This window comes from Sphingomonas montana (assembly GCF_001956315.1).
In the GTDB taxonomy this organism is placed as follows: Bacteria; Pseudomonadota; Alphaproteobacteria; order Sphingomonadales; family Sphingomonadaceae; genus Sphingomonas_R; species Sphingomonas_R montana.
Genome location: NZ_KV887137.1, coordinates 1 through 17,738, shown reverse-complemented (window position 1 = coordinate 17,738; position 17,738 = coordinate 1). Strand labels below are relative to the sequence as shown.

The following is a 17,738-nucleotide window of genomic DNA, read 5'->3' as shown; positions in this document are numbered from 1 at the left end:
TCGCGCCGCCTGAGGCTCTCGAAGGGCGAGAACCCAGCGCAGGGTTCCCGAAAGGCTCGCACCAAACGGGGGGCAGATACCAGTTCGGCTAACTTATTATGCTCGAACGATCGAAGCGCCCCACACAGTCGATTACTCTGCCAAGTACAATTCAACCGGCACCCGCGCAGGCACCGCCAGTCGCGGCCCGGGTCGCGCGGCGGCCGTGGCCAGCCAATCGGGTCCGCTCGGTCGGCGGCGCGTCGAACCGTCCGACCGTTCCGGCACCTTGCCGTAGATCGGCGGGCCGTCGCGGCCGGGCGCGCCACCGCCGAACGATGCGGCGATATTGCCGTAGGTGGACGGATCGCGGCCATCCAGGCTCAACCGGTCGTTCAGGTAGCAGGCGGTCGCCCACGCGGTTTCCGGGTCGGGCGTCATCGCGATGATCCGTTTTGCCCAGTACATCCGCAGGTTGTTGTGCATCCAGCCGTCGATCAGGAACTGGCGCTGGCAGGCGTTCCACGTCTCGTCGCGCGTCTCGCCGTGGGTCAGCGCGTCCAGCGTTTCGAGTTCCGGCCGCGGGTCGCCCGCATGCGCCTCCAGCGTCTCGCGCGCCCAGCCGGGGATCCGGTCGTAGCGCTCCGGGGCGGCAAGCCCGCGCGCCTGATAATGAAACCATTCGCGCCAGCTCAGCAGTTCGTCCGCGAACTTCTCCTTGCTGGCCGCCGGGGCGGCGGCCGCGTCGACCGTCGCCATCACCTCGCGCGGTCCGATCACGCCGAAATGCAGGAAGGGCGAAAGCATGCTCGCGCCGATCGGGCGCGTCGCGTCGTTGCGGGTCGCGGCATAGGTCGGCAACACCGTGTCCATCAACCGCTCGAGCATGACCAGCGCGCCCTCCCGGCCGGCGACGAACAGCGTGCTTGGGGCGAGCGCATGATCAATCTCCGCCGCGCCCACCAACGCGTCCAGCTCGGCGTCGCTCGCGGTGCCCAGCCGGTCGGGCGCGAAGGGCAGCGGTCCGTCATAGGGCGCCGCGTCCGGCACGAGGTCCGCCGCCTCGGCCCAGGCGGCGCGCAACGGTTCATGCCGCCGCCGGAACGCGCTGGTCGAACCGATGCCGTCGCCCAGCACCGCCGGCGGGACCAGGCACGCGGCGTTGACCGCCAGCATCGCCCGGTCGATGCGCCCCGCCACCCGTTCCGCCTGCCAGCGCGCGACGAACGTCGGCTGATCCTCGACCAGCACCGCCGCACTGTCGGCGGCCAGGCGATAGACCAGCCCCTTCTCCCGCATCGCGGCCCGATCGACATGCTGCACGCAGGCCAACCCACGCTGCCGGCATTCGCGCGCCAAATCGCGGCTCGCATGCAGGATGAACCGGTGCAGCCGGTCGGACGCGTGGGGATAGTCCTCGCGCAGCCCGTGATAGACGAGCACCGGCAGGCCGAGCGCGTTGCCGAGCTGGAGCGCCGCATCGATCACCGGATTGTCGCGCGCGCGCAGCGCCTGCTGCAACCAGCACAGCACATAGCGTCCCTCGGGCCGAACATCCTGCCCGTTCATCGATCGGACGCGCGGCGCCTCGGACCAAGACGACAGCGCGGGATGGAGCATGGTCATGTCCGCTCAACCCTCGACGCCCCGCCGGGGTCCGTCGCGCCCGGTGGACAAAACCGCCCATCCCGAGCGCAGTCGAGGGACCCGTCGAGCGCCGCCGAGACGGCCAACCGCGCCTCAGGGCCACCCTTGGGAAATCAGCGCAACCCTACTTCGGCACGATCGGATAGGACACGATCAGCGTCAGCGGCGCGCTGCCGACCTGGCGGATGCCGACCGTCTCCCCGGCATAGAGATAGGCCGCCATGCCCACGCTCAGCCGCCGTTGTTCCGTGCCCGACGTCACCTCGCCCGCGCCGGCGATCACGTAATAGACCTCGTCATGTGCGATCCGATGCGCGCCGATCGCCGCACCGGGGTGCAGCACCCGCTTGCGGAACTCCATCGTCCGGCCGGGCACGCCGTCGCTGATCCGATATGCGGTGCTGGTGCCGATCGCACCGTGCGGCGGCGGCTCGGTCCGCACCGTCGCCCGCTCGTCGATCACGACCAGCGGGCGTCGCGCCGGAGCCGGAGACGGAGCCGGGGCCGGAGCCGCGGATATCGCTGTCGGCACCGCCGCCAGGGCGATCAGGAACAATCTGCTTTGCATCCGGCGCATCCTGTCCCCTTCCGGCATTCCGGGTCAACGGCGCATCGGATCGATGCGGTTCGCGGCGCGATCGCGTCCGGACACGGATCAGCCGGGTTGCAGTCGCCGGCCGCCGCGCTCCGTCCCGAACCGGGCGAGGCTGGTGACGCCGCTGTCAACCACACGGCGATCGCCGATCATCCGCAGGTCCGCTTCCAGCCGTCCTGGGCGGACGTCGATCAGCACGTAACCGGCCTGTTCGACATCGCTGAACCGGATGTGCGTGTTGTTCGCCGAGACTGCGCCGAACCGACCCGCCGGCGGGGACGCCGCACCCAGCGCAGACGTCACGATCTCGCTGGCGACCGGCCGGCCGGCCGCGTCGTCCAGATCGTTCACCCAGAAGGAATGGACGTCGCCGCTCAGGATCACCGGCCCGGTAACGCTAGGGCCGGACAGGCCGCGCAGCACCCGGCCGCGGTTGCCGCTGTACCCGTCCCACTGGTCGCTGAACGTCGATCGCCCCGCACTGTCCAGGGCAAGCCGCGCGAAGAACACCTGCTGCCCGATGAGCGTCCACGGCCGCCGTTCCTGCGCCAGCCGGCGATCGAGCCAGCGTTCCTGCGCGGCCCCCATGATCGTCGCGGCCGGTGCCGCGGCCGCCGCGCAATCGTCCAGCCGCACGTTGCGGGCAAGGCCGGGGGGCGCGCAGGGCGGCGCACTGCGATATTGCCGCGTGTCGAGCAGCGACAGCGACGCCAGCTCGCCCCAGTCCACCCCGCGGTACAGCCGCGGTGCCGAGACGCCGCGCCACAGGCTCGGCCGGATCGGCATATGTTCGAAATAGGCCTGATACGCCGCCGCCCGCCGGGCTGCGAAGATTGCCGCCGGTGCCCGGTCGCGGTTCGCCAGCCCGGCATAGTCATTCAGCACCTCATGGTCGTCCCACGTCACCAGCCACGGGCAAACGCGGTGCGCGGCCTGCAGGTCCGGGTCGGTCTTGTACAGCGCGTGCCGCCGGCGATACCCGTCCAGGTCGCGCGGTTCGGGTGCACCGAAGGACCGCACCTTCACGCCGTCCGGATAGGATTGTTCGTAGATATAGTCGCCCAGTTGCAGGACGAGGTCCGGCGCCTGCGCGATCACGTCGCGATAGGCGCCGAACCGCGCCTGTTCCCAATGCTGGCAGGATGTGACCGCCAGCCGCAACCGGTCGCTCGTCGCCGGCACCGTCGTCGCCCGCCCGACCGGGCTGACCGCGCCGAGCGCATGGAAGCGATACCAGTAAGGCCGCCCGGGCGGCAGGCCGAAGACCTCCGCGTGCACGCTGTGCGCGCTTTGCGACTGCGCGACCGTGGTGCCGCGGCGCACGATGGTCCGGAACGCCGGATCGGTCGCGACCTCATGCCGCACCGTCACGCCGCCCGCCGCCAGCGGCGCAAGCCCGGCCCCGATCAGCCGCGTCCACAGCACGAACCCGTCCTGCGACGGATCGCCGCTGGCGACGCCCAGCGCGAACGGATTGCCGGCGGCGCGCGTGCCGCGGCCGACTGCGCCCGCCGGTGCCGCCGCCAATGCGCCCATCGCGGCGAGGACCGCGCGCCTGTGCCAATATCGATCTTCCACCGCCCTCCGATACGCGCGATCGGTGACGGGGCCGTGACCGAAACGCTGCCGTCACGGAATTGACGCCGCCCCGTAACGGTCATGTCCGACGCGCTGCCTAAGGCCCGGCGACGAAGCCGGACGATCGGCTCTTCGATCAGGGGAAATTTACGTGTCCAAGTCCTTGCTCCTGGCATCTGCCGGGTGCGTCATTCTGTTTGCCGCGTGCGGCGCACAGGCGCAGATGATCACCGCCACGGCATCCACTGCGGCGGCGGACGTCGCCACCGGTGTCGCACCCGCCGATCAGGAGGGCGAAATCGTCGTCTACGGTTCCGGCAAGGTCCGCCAGGAACAGACCGTCAGCAAGGCGGCGATCGACATCCTTCCCCCCGGCAGTTCGCCGTTGAAGGCGGTCGCCCGCCTGCCCGGCGTCGCATTGCAGAGCGCCGATCCGTTCGGCAGCTACGAACTCGGCACCCGCCTGTCGGTGCGCGGCTTCAACCAGAGCCAGATGGGCTACACGCTCGACGGCGTGCCGCTGGGCGACATGTTCTACAACAACCATAACGGCCTGCACATCAGCCGCGCCATCGCGGCGGAAAACATCGCCCGCGTCGACGTGTCGCAGGGTGCCGGATCGCTCGCGATCGCGTCGACCAGCAACCTCGGCGGCAACCTCGAATTCGTGTCGCGCGCGCCGTCCGAAACGCTCGGCGGCGAAGCGGCGGCCACCTACGGCATGTACGACACCGTGCATCTCTACGGCCGCATCGACAGCGGGCTGATCGGTGCCGGTACGCTCCTGTCGGTCTCGGGCGTCTATCATGATGCCGACAAGTGGAAGGGCTACGGCGCGCAGACCGATCGCAAGCTGAACGGCAAGATCGTCCAGCGGATCGGCGACGCCACGCTGACCGGCTGGCTCAACTATTCGCTTCACAAGGAGCGCAACTATGCCGACCTGTCGCCGGCCACGCTGGGCCGGATCGGCTACGACCTCGATTTCCTGCGGCCCGATTTCGACACCGCCGTCCGGCTGTCGCAGGTCAGCGCGAACCAGACCGCCGCCGCCGCGCGCCGGCCGCTGCCGTTCCCGACCGCCGGCACGGTCTTCCCGTCGCCCTACACCAACGTCAACGATACTTATTATGACAGCGGCGGCGTCCGGCGCGACTATCTGGGCGCGTTGCAGTTCGCCATGCCGGTCACCGACTGGCTCGACCTGTCGGGCACCTATTATCACCACACGGACAAGGGGTCCGGCGGCATCTACACGCCCGCCGTCTTCTCGCCGGACGGCTTTCCGCTTTCCGTCCGCACGACCGAATATGCCATCAACCGCGACGGCGGGATCGCGAACGCGACCGCGCGGCTGGGCGATCACAGCCTGCAATTCGGGTATTGGCACGAGGACAACGACGCCGCGACCGACCGCAACTATTATGCTGTCAGCCAGACCAACCGGCCGGACGTGACCGATTTCCTCGATACGCCGTTCCGCTCGGATTTCCGCACCGACCTGACCACCGTCACCAACCAGTTCCACGTCAGCGACACGTGGAAGCTGACCGACGCGTTGACGATCGCTGGCGGGTTCAAGGGCGCGCGCGTGTCGAACGGCATCACCACCACCTTCGGCACCCCCTTCATCAACGGCAAGATCGCGGCGAAGGACTGGTTCCAGCCGCAGGTCGGCGCGACCTACCGCACGGGCGGCCAGGAATTCTTCGCCAACTATGCGGAGAATATGCGCGCCTATATCAGCTCGTTCCGCGGCCCGTTCGGCACGACCCAGGTCGGGTTCGAGGCGATCCGCGGCGTGCTGAAACCCGAAACGTCGCGCACGATCGAAGGCGGCTGGCGTTTCGCGGCCGGCCCGCTGCGCGGCGTGCTGGCGGTCTATGACGTGAAGTTCGAAAACCGCCTGCTGGCCGCGTTCAGCGGGGCCAACATCCTGGGCAACCCCAGCATCCTCCAGAATGTCGGCAGCGTGACGAGCCGCGGCGTCGAGGTTGCGGCCACCTACCGCGTGGCGCGGAACCTGTCGCTGATCGGCTCCTACTCCTACAATGACAGCACCTATGACGACGACACCGTCAACGGCGCGGCCACGGTCGCGACCCGGAATGTCCGCACCGTCGATACGCCGGCCCATCTGGCGAAGGGCGAGGTGAATTATGACGACGGCCGCTTCTTCGGCAACCTCGCCGGCGCGTACACGTCGCGGCGCAACGTCACCTATACCGGTGACGTGACGGTGGATGGCTATGTGCTGTTCGACGCGGCGCTGGGCTACCGCTTCCCCGAAGCCGGCCCGCTCGCCGGGTTCGAGGTGCAGCTGAACGCCGCCAACCTGTTCGACAAGCGGTATATCGCGGCGCTGGGCTCGGGCCAGTTCTTCAACACCGCCGCCTCGCTCAACAACACGCTGCAGGCCGGATCGCCGCGTCAGGTCTTCGGGACGATCCGCAAGCGGTTCTGATTTGATCGCGTCACGCTCTATGGCGTGACGCGTCTAGCTCGACCGTCCATCCCGAGCGAAGTCGAAGGACCCGTCGAGCGCAGCCGAGACGGCCTACAGCGCCCCTCGGCTATGCGCGGGGAAAGGTGCCTCGACTACGCTCGGCATGGACGGGCTTTGCAACGGTTCGTTCTAAAATCATCGGGCCGAACGCATCATGCCCTACTGATTGCGATCACCCGGTCGGCTCGACGCTCCAGTCGCCGCCGGCCTCTTCGCGTATCGCGACATGCCCGGCATGCACCGCCGGCAACCGGTTCAACCGATGCTCGGCCAGGTCGACATGGTCGAGGCAGATGGCGTGCCAGTCGTCGACGCTGTGCGCCTCGCCGCCACAGGCGAATTGCAGGTCGCCGTCATCGTCATGGACGAACACGAGGATCGGCGCGCCGTCGATGACGTGCCGGCAGACGATGCAGGCCTTGTCGGGTTCGAAACCATAGGATGCCAGGGTAATCATCCCGCCCTTCTACCGACGAATGTCCGGTCCGCAATCGCGATCACCCATGGCGGCGCTCAGAACAGCTTGCGCAGCGAGAGCGTGAACGCGCGACCGAGCGGGTCGAGCAGGTCGCGCTGATACCGATAGGGCACCGTTCCATCGGCATCGCGGACCCGCTGGCGCGCATCGGTCACGTTCGCGATGTCCAGTTTCAGGTTCAGCTGCCGCGCCCAGCCCTGTTTCGGCAGGAAATGCTGCAGGTTGAGCGTGCCGCCGACATTGATCTTGCAAAGCGGGGCGAAGCCGAGCGTCGACGCCGGAACGGGACCGCGAATTCGCGCCCTGCCGGTGCAGTAGAGGTCGAAGGTGGCGCCGCTGCCCAGATGATTGATCCCGCCATAGGCATAGCCCGACAGCCGCGGCGTAATGCCGCTCGACAGCGTATCGCCGGCCAGCAGATCGAGCGTGGCTGCCCCGGGGCGAAGCACCACGCGGTCGGCCAGCCGGATGGTCGGTCCCAGCCCGCCGTAGAAGGCGGGGCGGCCGGGCGGCTGTCCGCCGGGTGATGCCGGCGGCCGGGCGCGACCCAGCTGCCCGCTGGCGCTGAGCGTCAGGTTGAGCGTGCGCTGCCGTTCGCGGAACAGGTTGGTCGGCCGGAATGCCGCCTGTGTCAGGACGCCGGCATCGTCGCGCACGAACAGGTCGGGCAGGTTGGCCTCGGTAAAGGGGGTGAGCGCGTAGATCGTCTGGACCGCGTTCGCGATCCTGGTCCTGTCATAGGTCGCGCTGATTCGCAGTTCCCGCGCGGCGAACGGCTTGATCGTCGCACCGATCGATCGGACGCGGCGCCGTTCGGCGGCCAGGTCCGGGTTCCCGCCGATCAGCAGCGTGACCAGCGTCGAACGGCCGGTCGCGAAATCGAACAGCGGCACCTGCGGTATCGCGCTTTGCGGTGTCGCCAGTTGGTCGAGCGCCGGCGCGACGGCCGATCGCCTGAGCTGGAGGATCAGCTGCACCGCCGGGACGGGTGCCCAGTTCAGGCCGAACGTCCCGTCCGCCAGCGTGCCCACACCCCCGACGCGGCGCAGGGCGCCCGATGCGTTGCCGGACAGGTCGCCCGCCCCGGCCAGAAACGCTTCGCGTCGCGATGTGATCGGCACGTCGATCGCAAAGGCGCCTTCCACGCGGCTGCGGCCGAACGCCAGCGCATAGGGCGCATCGCCGCGCGTCTCGGCATCGATGTGCGTGCGATCGGTCTCGACCGTGCCGGTCAGGGTGATCCGTCCGGCGGGCAGGCGGAACGGGTGCCCGGTCACGACCAGCTTGCTGCCGCCCCCGCGTGTCGTCTGGCTGCTGCGATCGACCAGCCGGTCGGCGACCAGCGCCGGCGCGAACGGCCGGAACGGATCGCCACCGGCCGCGATCGCGGCGTTGGCGGCAGCAGGGTCGATCCCCTTGACGATGGATCCGTTCCGACGTTGCGCGTCCAGCGTCGCGGTCAGGTCCCACTGCCAGCCGCGCCATGCGCCGCGCACCACGCCGCCGGCATGAAGGGTCGTCGTCGCGTACCGCTGGCCAAGCGGCGCCGCCTCGACGAGGTAGCGCTGGAGCAGCACGTCACGGCCGAACGGCGAAAAGGGATTGCCGCCGGGCACCAGCAGCGTCGCGCTGGCCGGGCCGAAGGCGGTGACGTCGCGGCTGTGGTCCGCGGTGATCGTCAGCGAACCCGAAAGCCCGCGGCCGATCCGGTCGGCCACCACCGCCTCGCCGTGGAACGTGTCGTTGGCGGGCGCAAGCGCGCGGAACGGCGAAACGTCGAACAGGCGCGGCCGGTTCGCGTCCACGGCGAAACCGGGCAGATCGGGCAAGCCGACTGGCACAGGCGCGATCGTCACGACCCGCCCGGCAAGCGCGGACAGCGCCGGGTCGATCTCGCCCCCCGCAAGTCCCGTCACGTTGCCGCGCGCGTCGAACGGCACGTCCAGATCGGGCAGGATATTGCGCCGCGACTGGCGCAGCGCGTCGGTATGGCGCGCGTCGAACGACACTGTCAGGCGCCGATCGTTCGCCAGGCGGGTCAGGTCGACATGCGCGTTGCCGTTGCCGGCGCCGCCGCCCGTCGTCGCACCGCCCGCACCCTTGACGGCGATCTGCCGGAAACGGCGTTTCGTGATGAAGTTCACCACCCGCCGCGTCGGCGCGTAGCCATATTGCAGCGCGACCGGTTCGGGCAGCACGTCGACCCGCTCGATCGCCTCGGGCGGCAGGTTGCCGATGTCCTGATAGCCCGACACGCGTTGCGCGTTGAGCAGGAAGATCGGTTCCTGCCCGTCGCCCGACTGCGTCACCGCGCGCAACGGACGCAGCAGTTCGCCGATCGAGGTCGCACCGGTCGCGGCTATCGCAGCCGCATCGAACGTCGCCAGCGGCGGAAGGTCGGTCGCCACCGCGCCGCGCCGGCCGATCACCACGATATCGGCGGGATCGGTGTCCGCATCGCTATCCGCGTCGCGGTCCGCATCGCCGGCCATCCCGGACTGCGCGTCCGCGCGGACCTGGCATGTGACCATCGTGGCCGGCACCATCATCCCGACCGCCACAAATCGTACGAAACCCGATCCGTCCCGCACTGGTGCCCCCCCATCTGCGGCACCCGATTGCTAACCGGACGAACGCCGCCGGGCAATGCGAAACGCGTTCGAAAGGTCCGTCACGACGAATGACCGCCTCAATCACGAGACTGCCGACACAGATCGATCTTCAACCCGGGCGGTCGGTATTGGCGCCGGTCTTCCACTGCTTCGGTGCGGACTTCCCGCGCATCAGCTATGAATGCCGAAAGGCGATACGTCCCGGGAATCCCTACCGCCGCGCCGCGCGGCTCTTCGCGCGGATGGGTGCGAAGTCGCCGCCGGGTCGCCACTCCGGCCAGCGATCGCCGTTCGCCACCTGCAGGCCCAGTGCGTGCACCAGCGCGCCGTCCTGTCCGGCCGCCGCCATGTCCCAGCCCTCCTGAAATTCGTCGCAGCGCTGATGGTAACATTGCGCATTATACTGCGCGACCGCCGCATCCGCCCGCGTGCCGTCCGCCAGGTCGCGACCGGCGCGGAAATACAGGCTCGGCACGCCGGCCTGCGCAAACGCATAATGGTCCGATCGCTGATACCAGCCTGCTTCCGGTGCCACCTCAGGTTCGATCCGGCGGCCCTGCGCCTGCGCCAGTCGGGCCAGATCATCTTCCAGGTCGACGCGCCCGGCCCCGATCAGCTCGACCGACCGCGTCGCCGACAGCGCGAGATGCGGATCGAGGTTGAACACCGCCGCGGTGGTTTCCAGCGGGCGAATGGGGTTGGCGACATAATGATAGGCCCCTAGCAACCCGTCCTCTTCGGACGTGTAGCCGACGAACAGCAGCGTGCGTTTCGTCCGCGGCCCCCGTGCGAACGCCCGCGCCACGTCGAGCAAAGTCGCGGTGCCGACCGCATTGTCGATCGCGCCGTTGCGGATCCGGTCGCCGGTCGCGTCCGCCGCGCCGATGCCGTACGCATCCCAATGCGCCCCGAACAGCACGGTTTCGCCGGCGCGCGTCGTGCCGTCGATCCGGGCGACGATGTTGCGCGTGATCATCGGCGTCGCAGTCACCGTGGCGGACGCGGTCAGCGCCGCACCCGGGATCGCGACCGGCCTGAACCCAGGCCGCTGCGCCGCGCGGATCAGCGCCTCCAGGTCCAGCCCCGCACGCGCCATCAGCTGCGCGGCCAGGTCGCTGGTGACGTAACCGGTCAACCGGGCCGGGTCGGTGGGTGTCGGGGCCGACGCCGGGCGGAACGTCGCGTTCGCGTCCGAATTCCACACCTGCTGCCAGGGCCAGCTCGTCAGTGCTTCGCGGTGGATCGTCAGCACCGCCGCCGCCCCGCGCGCGAATGCGGCGGCCGCCTTGCCGCCCGCATAACGGCTGCGCTGCCGCCCGCCGAACGGGCCGGTCGGCTGGTCATGGTCCGGGTCGTTCGGCAGGATCAGCACCACCTTGCCGCGCACGTCCGCGCCGGCATAGTCGTCCCAGCCCAGTTCGGGCGCGCTGATGCCGAAGCCCGCGAACACCAGCGGCGCGTCCGTCACGCCGGCCACCCCCTCGTGCGACGCGCCGAGCGACCAGTCGCGCGCCCGCGCGGTCGGCAACGGCGCGCCACCGGCCGTGACGGCAAACGCCACCGCCGCCTTGTCCATGCGGATCAGCGGCACGTCCTGGAACCACGCGCCGTTCGGCCCGCCGGGCTGGAGCCCCGCCGCCTCGAACTGCGCCTTCAGATAGGCCAGCGTCACCGTCTCGCCGCGCTCGCCCGGGCCGCGTCCCTGGAACGCGTCGGACGACAATATCCGCACATCCTCCTTGATCGCATCGGGCTGGACCGGGGACGGCAGCGGCTGCGCCCCGGCGGCGGCGGACAGGAGGAGGGCGGTGAGGACAAGGGTGCGCATCGGGCCGAGGCTAACCGTACCGCCGGCGAAGAGCCAGCTGTCTTCGCCGGCAGAAGCCCGGCCCGTTCGGTCTTCGGAACGGAACGAGGGTTTAACGCGCTTCCCGGCGCGCCTATCTACGCGCGGCAAGGGGGACTTGATGCCAGAACCGATCCTCGCCGTCACCGGCGTGTCCAAGACGTACAAAGGCGGGTTCACCGCGCTGCACAGCGTCGACCTCACGATCCACAAGGGCGAAATCTTCGCGCTCCTCGGTCCCAACGGCGCGGGCAAGACCACCCTCATCAGCATCATCTGCGGCATCGTCACGCCCTCCACCGGCACGATCCTGGTCGCCGGCCACGACGCGCTGACCGACTACAAGGCCGCGCGCCGCCGGATCGGCCTCGTGCCGCAGGAACTGTCGGTCGACATGTTCGAAACGGTGCTCGCCACCGTCACCTTCTCGCGCCGGCTGTTCGGGCGGTCGGGCGACAGCGCCTATATCGAACAGGTGCTGCGCGACCTTTCGCTGTGGGACAAGCGCGACGCGAAGATCATGGAACTGTCCGGTGGCATGAAACGCCGGGTGCTGATCGCCAAGGCGCTGGCGCACGAACCCGAAATCCTGTTCCTCGACGAACCCACTGCCGGCGTCGACGTGGCGCTGCGCCGCGACATGTGGAAGCTGGTCCACCGCCTGCGCGAACGCGGCACGACGATCATCCTGACGACGCATTATATCGAGGAAGCCGAGGAGATGGCCGACCGCGTCGGGGTCATCAGCAAGGGCCGGCTGCTGCTCGTCGACGACAAGGCCGCGCTGATGCAGAAACTGGGCAAGCGCGAACTCGACCTGACGCTGGTCGATCCGCTGGACGCGGTGCCGGTCGGCCTGGAACGCTGGCGGCTCAGCCTGCTGAACGAGGGCCGGACGCTGCGCTACGTCTTCGACGCGACCGACGAGCATACCGGCATCCCGTCGCTGCTGCGCGAACTGGCCGACCGGCATATCGCGTTCAAGGATCTCGAAACGTCCAAGTCGAGCCTTGAGGACATCTTCGTCGATCTCGTGGAGGAACGGGCGTGAACCTGCACGGCATATGGGCGATCTATCGCTTCGAAATGGCCCGCTCGCTGCGCACGCTGTGGCAGAGCCTCGTCGGGCCGGTCCTGACCACCAGCCTGTATTTCATCGTCTTCGGCGGCGCCATCGGCAGCCGGATGCAGGCCGTCGACGGCGTGAGCTACGGCAGCTTCATCGTGCCCGGCCTCATCATGCTGTCGCTGCTCACGCAAAGCGTCGGCAATGCGTCGATCGGCATCTACTTTCCCAAATTCACCGGCACGATCTTCGAACTGCTGTCCGCCCCCGTCTCGCCCATGGAATTGGTAGTGGGCTATGTCGGCGCGGCCGCGACCAAGTCGGTCGTGCTCGGGCTCATCATCCTGGCCACCTCGGCATTCTTCGTGCCCATCAGCGTGCTGCATCCGGGTGCGATGGTGGCGTTCCTGCTGCTCACCTCGATCGCGTTCAGCCTGTTCGGCTTCATCCTCGGCATCTGGGCGAAAAGCTTCGAACAGCTCAATTTCGTGCCGATGCTGCTCATCACGCCGCTGACCTTCCTCGGCGGCAGCTTCTATTCGATCGACATGCTGCCGCAGCCGTGGCGGACGGTCAGCCTGTTCAACCCGGTCGTCTATCTGGTCAGCGGTTTTCGCTGGAGCTTCTTCGGCAAGGGTGACGTCGACATCGCGGTCAGCCTGGGCGTGACGCTGGGTTTCCTGGTCGCCTGCCTCGCCGTCATCGCCTTGATCTTCCGGAGCGGCTGGCGGCTGAAGAACTAGGTCCGCGTCGTCGTGGTCCGGCGCCGTGATCCGTCGGTGGTCTAGACCGGGCGGACCAGCGTCGGTTGGCCATAGCCGTCGATCCGGAGCGAGGCGCCGATTTCGGTCAGCAGGCTGTAGGACCGCCACATTACGGGGGCGGCACCCTCGTCGGCAGCCTCCGCCCGCTCATACTGCACGTCGATCGCCGTCTGCACGATGCTTATCACCTCGTCGTTGGTCAGCATCGCATTCTCGCGAAGTCCGTGGATGAGGCTTTCGACCAGCAACAGCGCCGCCATCCCCGGACCGTCCGTCGCCGACATCGCCGGGCCCGGGTCCGAACCGGTGTCCGTCGGGCCATTGTCGTTGATCGGCATGCAAGCACCTTTTCCTACGAAGGGGACCCTTGTCCCTTCCGGTCGCCCATGTCGGGGATCCGCCGGCGACATGCTGACGCCTACGCGAACCGCCGGACAATTCCACAACCTGCGGCAACATTGGACAACAACATTCAGCAATTTCGTCACCGCGTCGAAAAGGGTAGGACCGTGCATGACCAATCCTTTCGTTCAGAAATTGCGTGGGCTGGCCACGCTGACGAACGATGATGCGGCGGCGCTGGAAACCGCGACGGCGCGTCCGCGTCACTACATCGCCCGGCAGGACCTGATCCGCGAGGGCGACGAGCCCGGGCCGATGTTCGTCGTGCTGGAAGGCTGGGTCTGCCGGTACAAGATCCTGCCGAGCGGGACGCGCCAGATCATGGCGTTCCTCATGCCCGGGGACGCCTGCGACCTGCACATCAAGCTGCTGGCGGAAATGGACCACAGCATCCAGGCGATCACGACCGCGATGGTCGCCACCGTCGGGAAGGCCGAGATGCAGGCGATGATGCTCGCCCATCCGAACATCGCCAGCGCGATGTACGCGGCCCAGCTGGTCGACGAAGGGATCATGCGCGCCTGGATCGTCAGCATGGGGCGCCGCAGCGCGCCGGAACGCGTCGCGCATCTGATCTGCGAACTCTATCTGCGCGCGCGCAACATCGGCCTGACGGGGGACGGCGAATTCGCGCTGCCGCTGTCGCAGGCCGTCCTCGCCGACGCGCTCGGCATGACGGCGGTGCACATCAACCGGGTCCTGAAGGAATTGCGGCTGGCCGGCGCGATGGCGCTGAAACGCGGCAGCGTCACCATCCTCGACCCGGTAAAGCTCATCCAGATCGCGGGGTTCGATGAAAACTACCTGCATCGCCGGTTGCGGCGGGTCGCCTGAACCGCCGATCTGCGGCCGAAACCCGCGGCGGACGATAAATGATGATCCTAACATGGGTCAGACTTGCGGTGTCGCGCCGGTGCTACGCGAGTGGTTGGTCTCAACCGCAAAGTGTTATTATGCCCCTTATCCGACGGCTCGACACTTGCTTCGATCTTTCTCAAGCCGACCGGGCCGCACTCGAACGGCTGGCCGGTTTTCCCGCGCGGGACATCGAACCGCGGCGCGACCTGGCCCGCGAAGGCGATACGCCCCACCATATCCGCCTTCTCGTCGACGGCTGGGCCTGTCGCTACAAGACCACGCCCGACGGCCATCGCCAGATCGTCGGTTTCATTCTGCCGGGCGATTTCTGCGACTTCAGCGGTCACCTCCTCAGCCGGATGGATCACAGCATCGGCGCGATCACCCGCCTTCGGGTTGCGCAGATCGCACCGGAAACGCTCGACGCGCTGGTGGTGGACCATCCGGGCATCGGTCGCGCCCTGTGGCGGCGCGAACTGGTCAGCGCGTCGATCCAGCGCGAATGGCTGCTCAGCCTTGGCCAGCGTTCGGCCTATGAACGGCTGGGACACCTGCTCGTCGAACTCTTCTGTCGCCTGCGGACGACCGGTGTCGTGAACCACGACCACTGCGCCTTCCCGCTCACGCAGAACGACCTTGCCGATGCGACCGGCCTGACGTCGGTGCACGTCAACCGCACGCTGCGGGAGTTTCGGTTGCAGGGGCTGGTCGAACTCGACCGCCGGATCCTGCGCCTGCCGGATCTCGACGGGCTCATGAAGGTGTCCGGTTTCAACTCCGCCTACCTCCATGTCGATGAGGAAGGCCCCGTCGATGCCTATGTCTGAGGACGATCAGTCGCCCAACGCCTTCGAAACCGATAAGCCGGACACCGCCGCGCGGTCTTCGATGGAGGACACCATCGAACAACTGCGCCGCCGCGGCGGGTTTTTCGTGGAGGCGGTGCGGGCCACGCGCATGGCGATGGCGCTGACCGATCCGAACCTGCCGGGCAATCCGATCGTCTTTGCCAACCAGGCGTTTCTCGACCTCACCGGCTACAGCCTGGACGAGGTGCTCGGGCAGCAGCCCTTCTTCATGAACGGCCCGGACACCTGCCCGGACGACGCCGCCCGGCTCCGCCAGGCGCTTGCGGAGGATGAAGACGGGCTGCTCGAATCGATCCAGTATCGCAAGGACGGTTCCCGGTTCGTCGCGGCGATGCTGCTCAGCGCGTTCAAGGACGACGCCGGCCGGACCATCCATCAATTCCTGTCCTGGCAGGACCAGACCCGGCGCGTGGACGCCGAGGCGGAGGCCGGCTCGCTCCGCGAGACCCAGGCGCGGCTGCTTGAAAGCGAGGGCCGGCTGGCGGCCGCATTCGAGGTGATCCCCGTCGGCATGGCGATCATGGATACCGACGGGAGGCTCATCGTCTCCAACGCCGAGATAAAGCGGTTCCTGCCGACCGACGTCATCCCGTCGCGCGATCCACAATTTTGCGCGCGCTGGAGTACGCAGGATTCCGACGGGGCGGCCGTCGATCCCGTCGACTGGCCGAGCGCCCGCGCGCTGCGCGGCGAGCGCGCGCTGCCCGGCGTGGAGATGAACTACCGGCTGGCGGATGGCCGTACGGTGTGGACCAAGGTCTCCTCGGCCCCCATCCGGGATGCCGACGGGGCGATCACCGGCGCCGTGGTCGCGGTGCATGACATCTCCGCGTTGAAACAGGCCAACGAACGCCAGCGGCTGTTGCTGGCCGAACTCCAGCACCGCGTCCGGAACATCCTGGCGATGATCCGTTCGGTCGCCCGCCGGACGGCCGAGACCGCCGACACGGTGGCCGACTATGCACAGCATCTCGAAGGCCGGATCAGCGCCATGGCGCGGACGCAGGGGCTGCTGACGCGCGGTTCCAGTACCGGCGTCGACCTCCAGAATCTCATCATGGACGAACTCAAGGCCCAGACCACGCAGCCCGATCAGTTGACGATGACCGGGCCCGACGTCGCGCTGCCCGGCAAGGCCGCCGAAGTCCTGAGCCTGGCGATCCACGAACTGGCGACCAATTCGGTGAAATACGGGGCGTTGAGCCGCAGGACCGGACGGCTCGACATCCGCTGGTGCCTGCTCGACGGTGGCGAACATCCGCGGCTCAGCCTCGTCTGGACCGAATCGGGGGTCGTGCTCGATCCCACGCAGAGCCGGCAGGGTTTCGGGAGCGAGTTGATCACGGAACGCGTACCCTATGAACTCCAGGGTATGGGCAGCCTGGAATTCGGGTCGGGCGGCGTCATCGCGACGATCGAGTTTCCGCTCGTCGGAACGACCAGCATCCTGCAAACCGATGTCGATCCGTTTGGGAGCATGAGATGAAACCAGCGCGATCCCTTGCCGGAAAACGCATTCTCATTCTGGAAGACGACTTCTACCTCGCCCGGGAAGCGGCGACGGTGCTGGCGCAGGCCGGTGCCGCGGTCGTGGGGCCGTTCGGAACGGCATTCCGGCCGGGCGATCTTGCCGGTCTGACCGCCGTCGACGGCGCGGTCGTCGATATCAACCTCGGGCGTGGCCCCGCCTTCGATGTCGCGTGCCTGTTGACGGAACGGGGCGTCCCGTTCCTGTTCGTCACCGGCTACGATGCCGCGATCATCCCGGCCGACCTGGCGCATGTCGAACGCCTGGAAAAGCCGATCCGACCGGCGGAACTCGTCGCCGCGGTCCTGCGCCTCGCCCCGGCAACATAACCTCACGCGAGACTCGCCCTTGCCGGATGGCTCGTCGAACCGCGGTCCGCTACCCGCGCGGCAACCACGACCGCGGCACGCCCATCCGGCGCATCCAGTACTGCACGATCGACTTCGGCATCCGCGCGAAGTCCTGATGCGTCTCCGACCGGCCGGCATCACGCATCGCGTGGTTCCGGCCGGTCCAGGCCGCCTCTTACGCGAACCCCCCCGGATCGAACGCCGCCGCCGTCCGCGCCCGCACATCGGNTCACGTCCGGCGCCAGTTCGATCAGCGTCAGCCCGCCGCCGTCCGGGTCCACCGCCATCACGCACAGGTCGGTGACGATCAGGTCGACCACCCCCTTGCCGGTCAGCGGCAGGGTGCATGCCTCCAGCACCTTGGATTCGCCGTGCTTGTTGGCATGGTCCATCACCACCACCACGCGTTTCACGCCGGCCACCAGGTCCATGGCGCCGCCCATGCCCTTCACCATCTTGCCGGGGATGGTCCAGTTGGCGATGTCGCCATTGGCGGCCACCTCCATCGCGCCCAGCACGGTCAGGTCGATATGCCCGCCGCGGATCATGGCGAAACTGTCGGCCGACGAAAAGAAGGATGACGTCGGCAACGCGGTGATCGTCTGCTTGCCGGCGTTGATCAGGTCGGGGTCCGCCTCGCCCTCATAGGGGAACGGCCCC

General features: G+C 68.2%; 15 protein-coding genes. 7 read left to right on the top strand and 8 right to left on the bottom strand.

Features of this window, described 5'->3' with window-relative positions:
- Positions 1-132: 132 nt before the first annotated feature.
- The 3 genes from BKY59_RS00585 to BKY59_RS00575 all read right to left on the bottom strand — a co-directional run bounded on the left by BKY59_RS00585 (position 133) and on the right by BKY59_RS00575 (position 3,799).
- Positions 133-1,605 carry a deoxyribodipyrimidine photo-lyase gene (locus tag BKY59_RS00585; RefSeq protein ID WP_076068164.1) on the bottom strand — a complete coding sequence of 491 codons (1,473 nt, stop codon included), beginning with the start codon at positions 1,603-1,605 and terminating at the stop codon, positions 133-135.
- Positions 1,606-1,750: 145 nt separating this feature from the next.
- Positions 1,751-2,194 carry a cupin domain-containing protein gene (locus BKY59_RS00580; protein ID WP_129586139.1) on the bottom strand — a complete coding sequence of 148 codons (444 nt, stop codon included), beginning with the start codon at positions 2,192-2,194 and terminating at the stop codon, positions 1,751-1,753.
- An 87-nt stretch (positions 2,195-2,281) separates the two neighbouring features.
- Positions 2,282-3,799, bottom strand: a complete 1,518-nt coding sequence (locus BKY59_RS00575; protein ID WP_129586138.1) for an alkaline phosphatase D family protein — start codon at positions 3,797-3,799, stop codon at positions 2,282-2,284.
- A 151-nt stretch (positions 3,800-3,950) separates the two neighbouring features.
- On the opposite strand from BKY59_RS00575, the gene BKY59_RS00570 reads away from it, so the two are divergent.
- Positions 3,951-6,263, top strand: coding sequence for a TonB-dependent receptor (locus BKY59_RS00570; protein ID WP_076068162.1), 2,313 nt, complete (start codon positions 3,951-3,953; stop codon positions 6,261-6,263).
- Between the two features lie 214 nt (positions 6,264-6,477).
- On the opposite strand, the gene BKY59_RS00565 is transcribed toward BKY59_RS00570, so the two are convergent.
- The 3 genes from BKY59_RS00565 to BKY59_RS00555 form a co-directional block, all read right to left on the bottom strand.
- Positions 6,478-6,762, bottom strand: coding sequence for a hypothetical protein (locus tag BKY59_RS00565; protein ID WP_076068161.1), 285 nt, complete (start codon positions 6,760-6,762; stop codon positions 6,478-6,480).
- A 56-nt stretch (positions 6,763-6,818) separates the two neighbouring features.
- Entirely contained in the window at positions 6,819-9,332 is a 2,514-nt protein-coding gene (locus BKY59_RS00560; protein ID WP_083671790.1) for a TonB-dependent receptor, read from the bottom strand.
- A 274-nt stretch (positions 9,333-9,606) separates the two neighbouring features.
- A complete protein-coding gene (locus BKY59_RS00555) occupies positions 9,607-11,223 on the bottom strand; it encodes a M28 family peptidase (protein WP_076068160.1) in 1,617 nt (538 codons plus the stop codon).
- Between the two features lie 139 nt (positions 11,224-11,362).
- On the opposite strand from BKY59_RS00555, the gene BKY59_RS00550 reads away from it, so the two are divergent.
- Together BKY59_RS00550 and BKY59_RS00545 are read left to right on the top strand one after the other, a co-directional pair.
- Complete coding sequence (locus tag BKY59_RS00550) at positions 11,363-12,292, top strand: ABC transporter ATP-binding protein (RefSeq protein WP_076068159.1); 930 nt, start codon at positions 11,363-11,365, stop codon at positions 12,290-12,292.
- On the top strand, positions 12,289-13,050 hold the full coding sequence (locus BKY59_RS00545) for an ABC transporter permease (RefSeq protein WP_076068158.1): 762 nt from the start codon (positions 12,289-12,291) through the stop codon (positions 13,048-13,050). Before BKY59_RS00550 ends, BKY59_RS00545 begins: the two co-directional genes overlap by 4 nt.
- A gap of 41 nt (positions 13,051-13,091) precedes the next feature.
- On the opposite strand, the gene BKY59_RS17545 is transcribed toward BKY59_RS00545, so the two are convergent.
- Positions 13,092-13,409, bottom strand: a complete 318-nt coding sequence (locus BKY59_RS17545; protein WP_076068157.1) for a hypothetical protein — start codon at positions 13,407-13,409, stop codon at positions 13,092-13,094.
- Positions 13,410-13,584: 175 nt separating this feature from the next.
- Here BKY59_RS17545 and BKY59_RS00535 point away from each other — a divergent pair, with 175 nt between their 5' ends.
- From BKY59_RS00535 to BKY59_RS00520, 4 genes are all read left to right on the top strand, one after another.
- Positions 13,585-14,307: a Crp/Fnr family transcriptional regulator gene (locus BKY59_RS00535; protein ID WP_076068156.1), complete on the top strand. Its 723-nt coding sequence runs from the start codon at positions 13,585-13,587 to the stop codon at positions 14,305-14,307.
- A gap of 119 nt (positions 14,308-14,426) precedes the next feature.
- Positions 14,427-15,158 (top strand): Crp/Fnr family transcriptional regulator, encoded by a 732-nt coding sequence (locus BKY59_RS00530; RefSeq protein WP_076068155.1) that lies wholly within the window; start codon positions 14,427-14,429, stop codon positions 15,156-15,158.
- Complete coding sequence (locus BKY59_RS00525) at positions 15,145-16,686, top strand: PAS domain S-box protein (protein WP_165374773.1); 1,542 nt, start codon at positions 15,145-15,147, stop codon at positions 16,684-16,686. Before BKY59_RS00530 ends, BKY59_RS00525 begins: the two co-directional genes overlap by 14 nt.
- Positions 16,683-17,057 carry a response regulator gene (locus tag BKY59_RS00520; protein WP_076068153.1) on the top strand — a complete coding sequence of 125 codons (375 nt, stop codon included), beginning with the start codon at positions 16,683-16,685 and terminating at the stop codon, positions 17,055-17,057. The genes BKY59_RS00525 and BKY59_RS00520 overlap by 4 nt, the downstream gene beginning before the upstream one ends.
- A gap of 250 nt (positions 17,058-17,307) precedes the next feature.
- On the opposite strand, the gene BKY59_RS00515 is transcribed toward BKY59_RS00520, so the two are convergent.
- A partial coding sequence (locus BKY59_RS00515) for a CoA-transferase (protein WP_206361994.1) occupies positions 17,308-17,738 on the bottom strand: 431 nt, incomplete at both ends.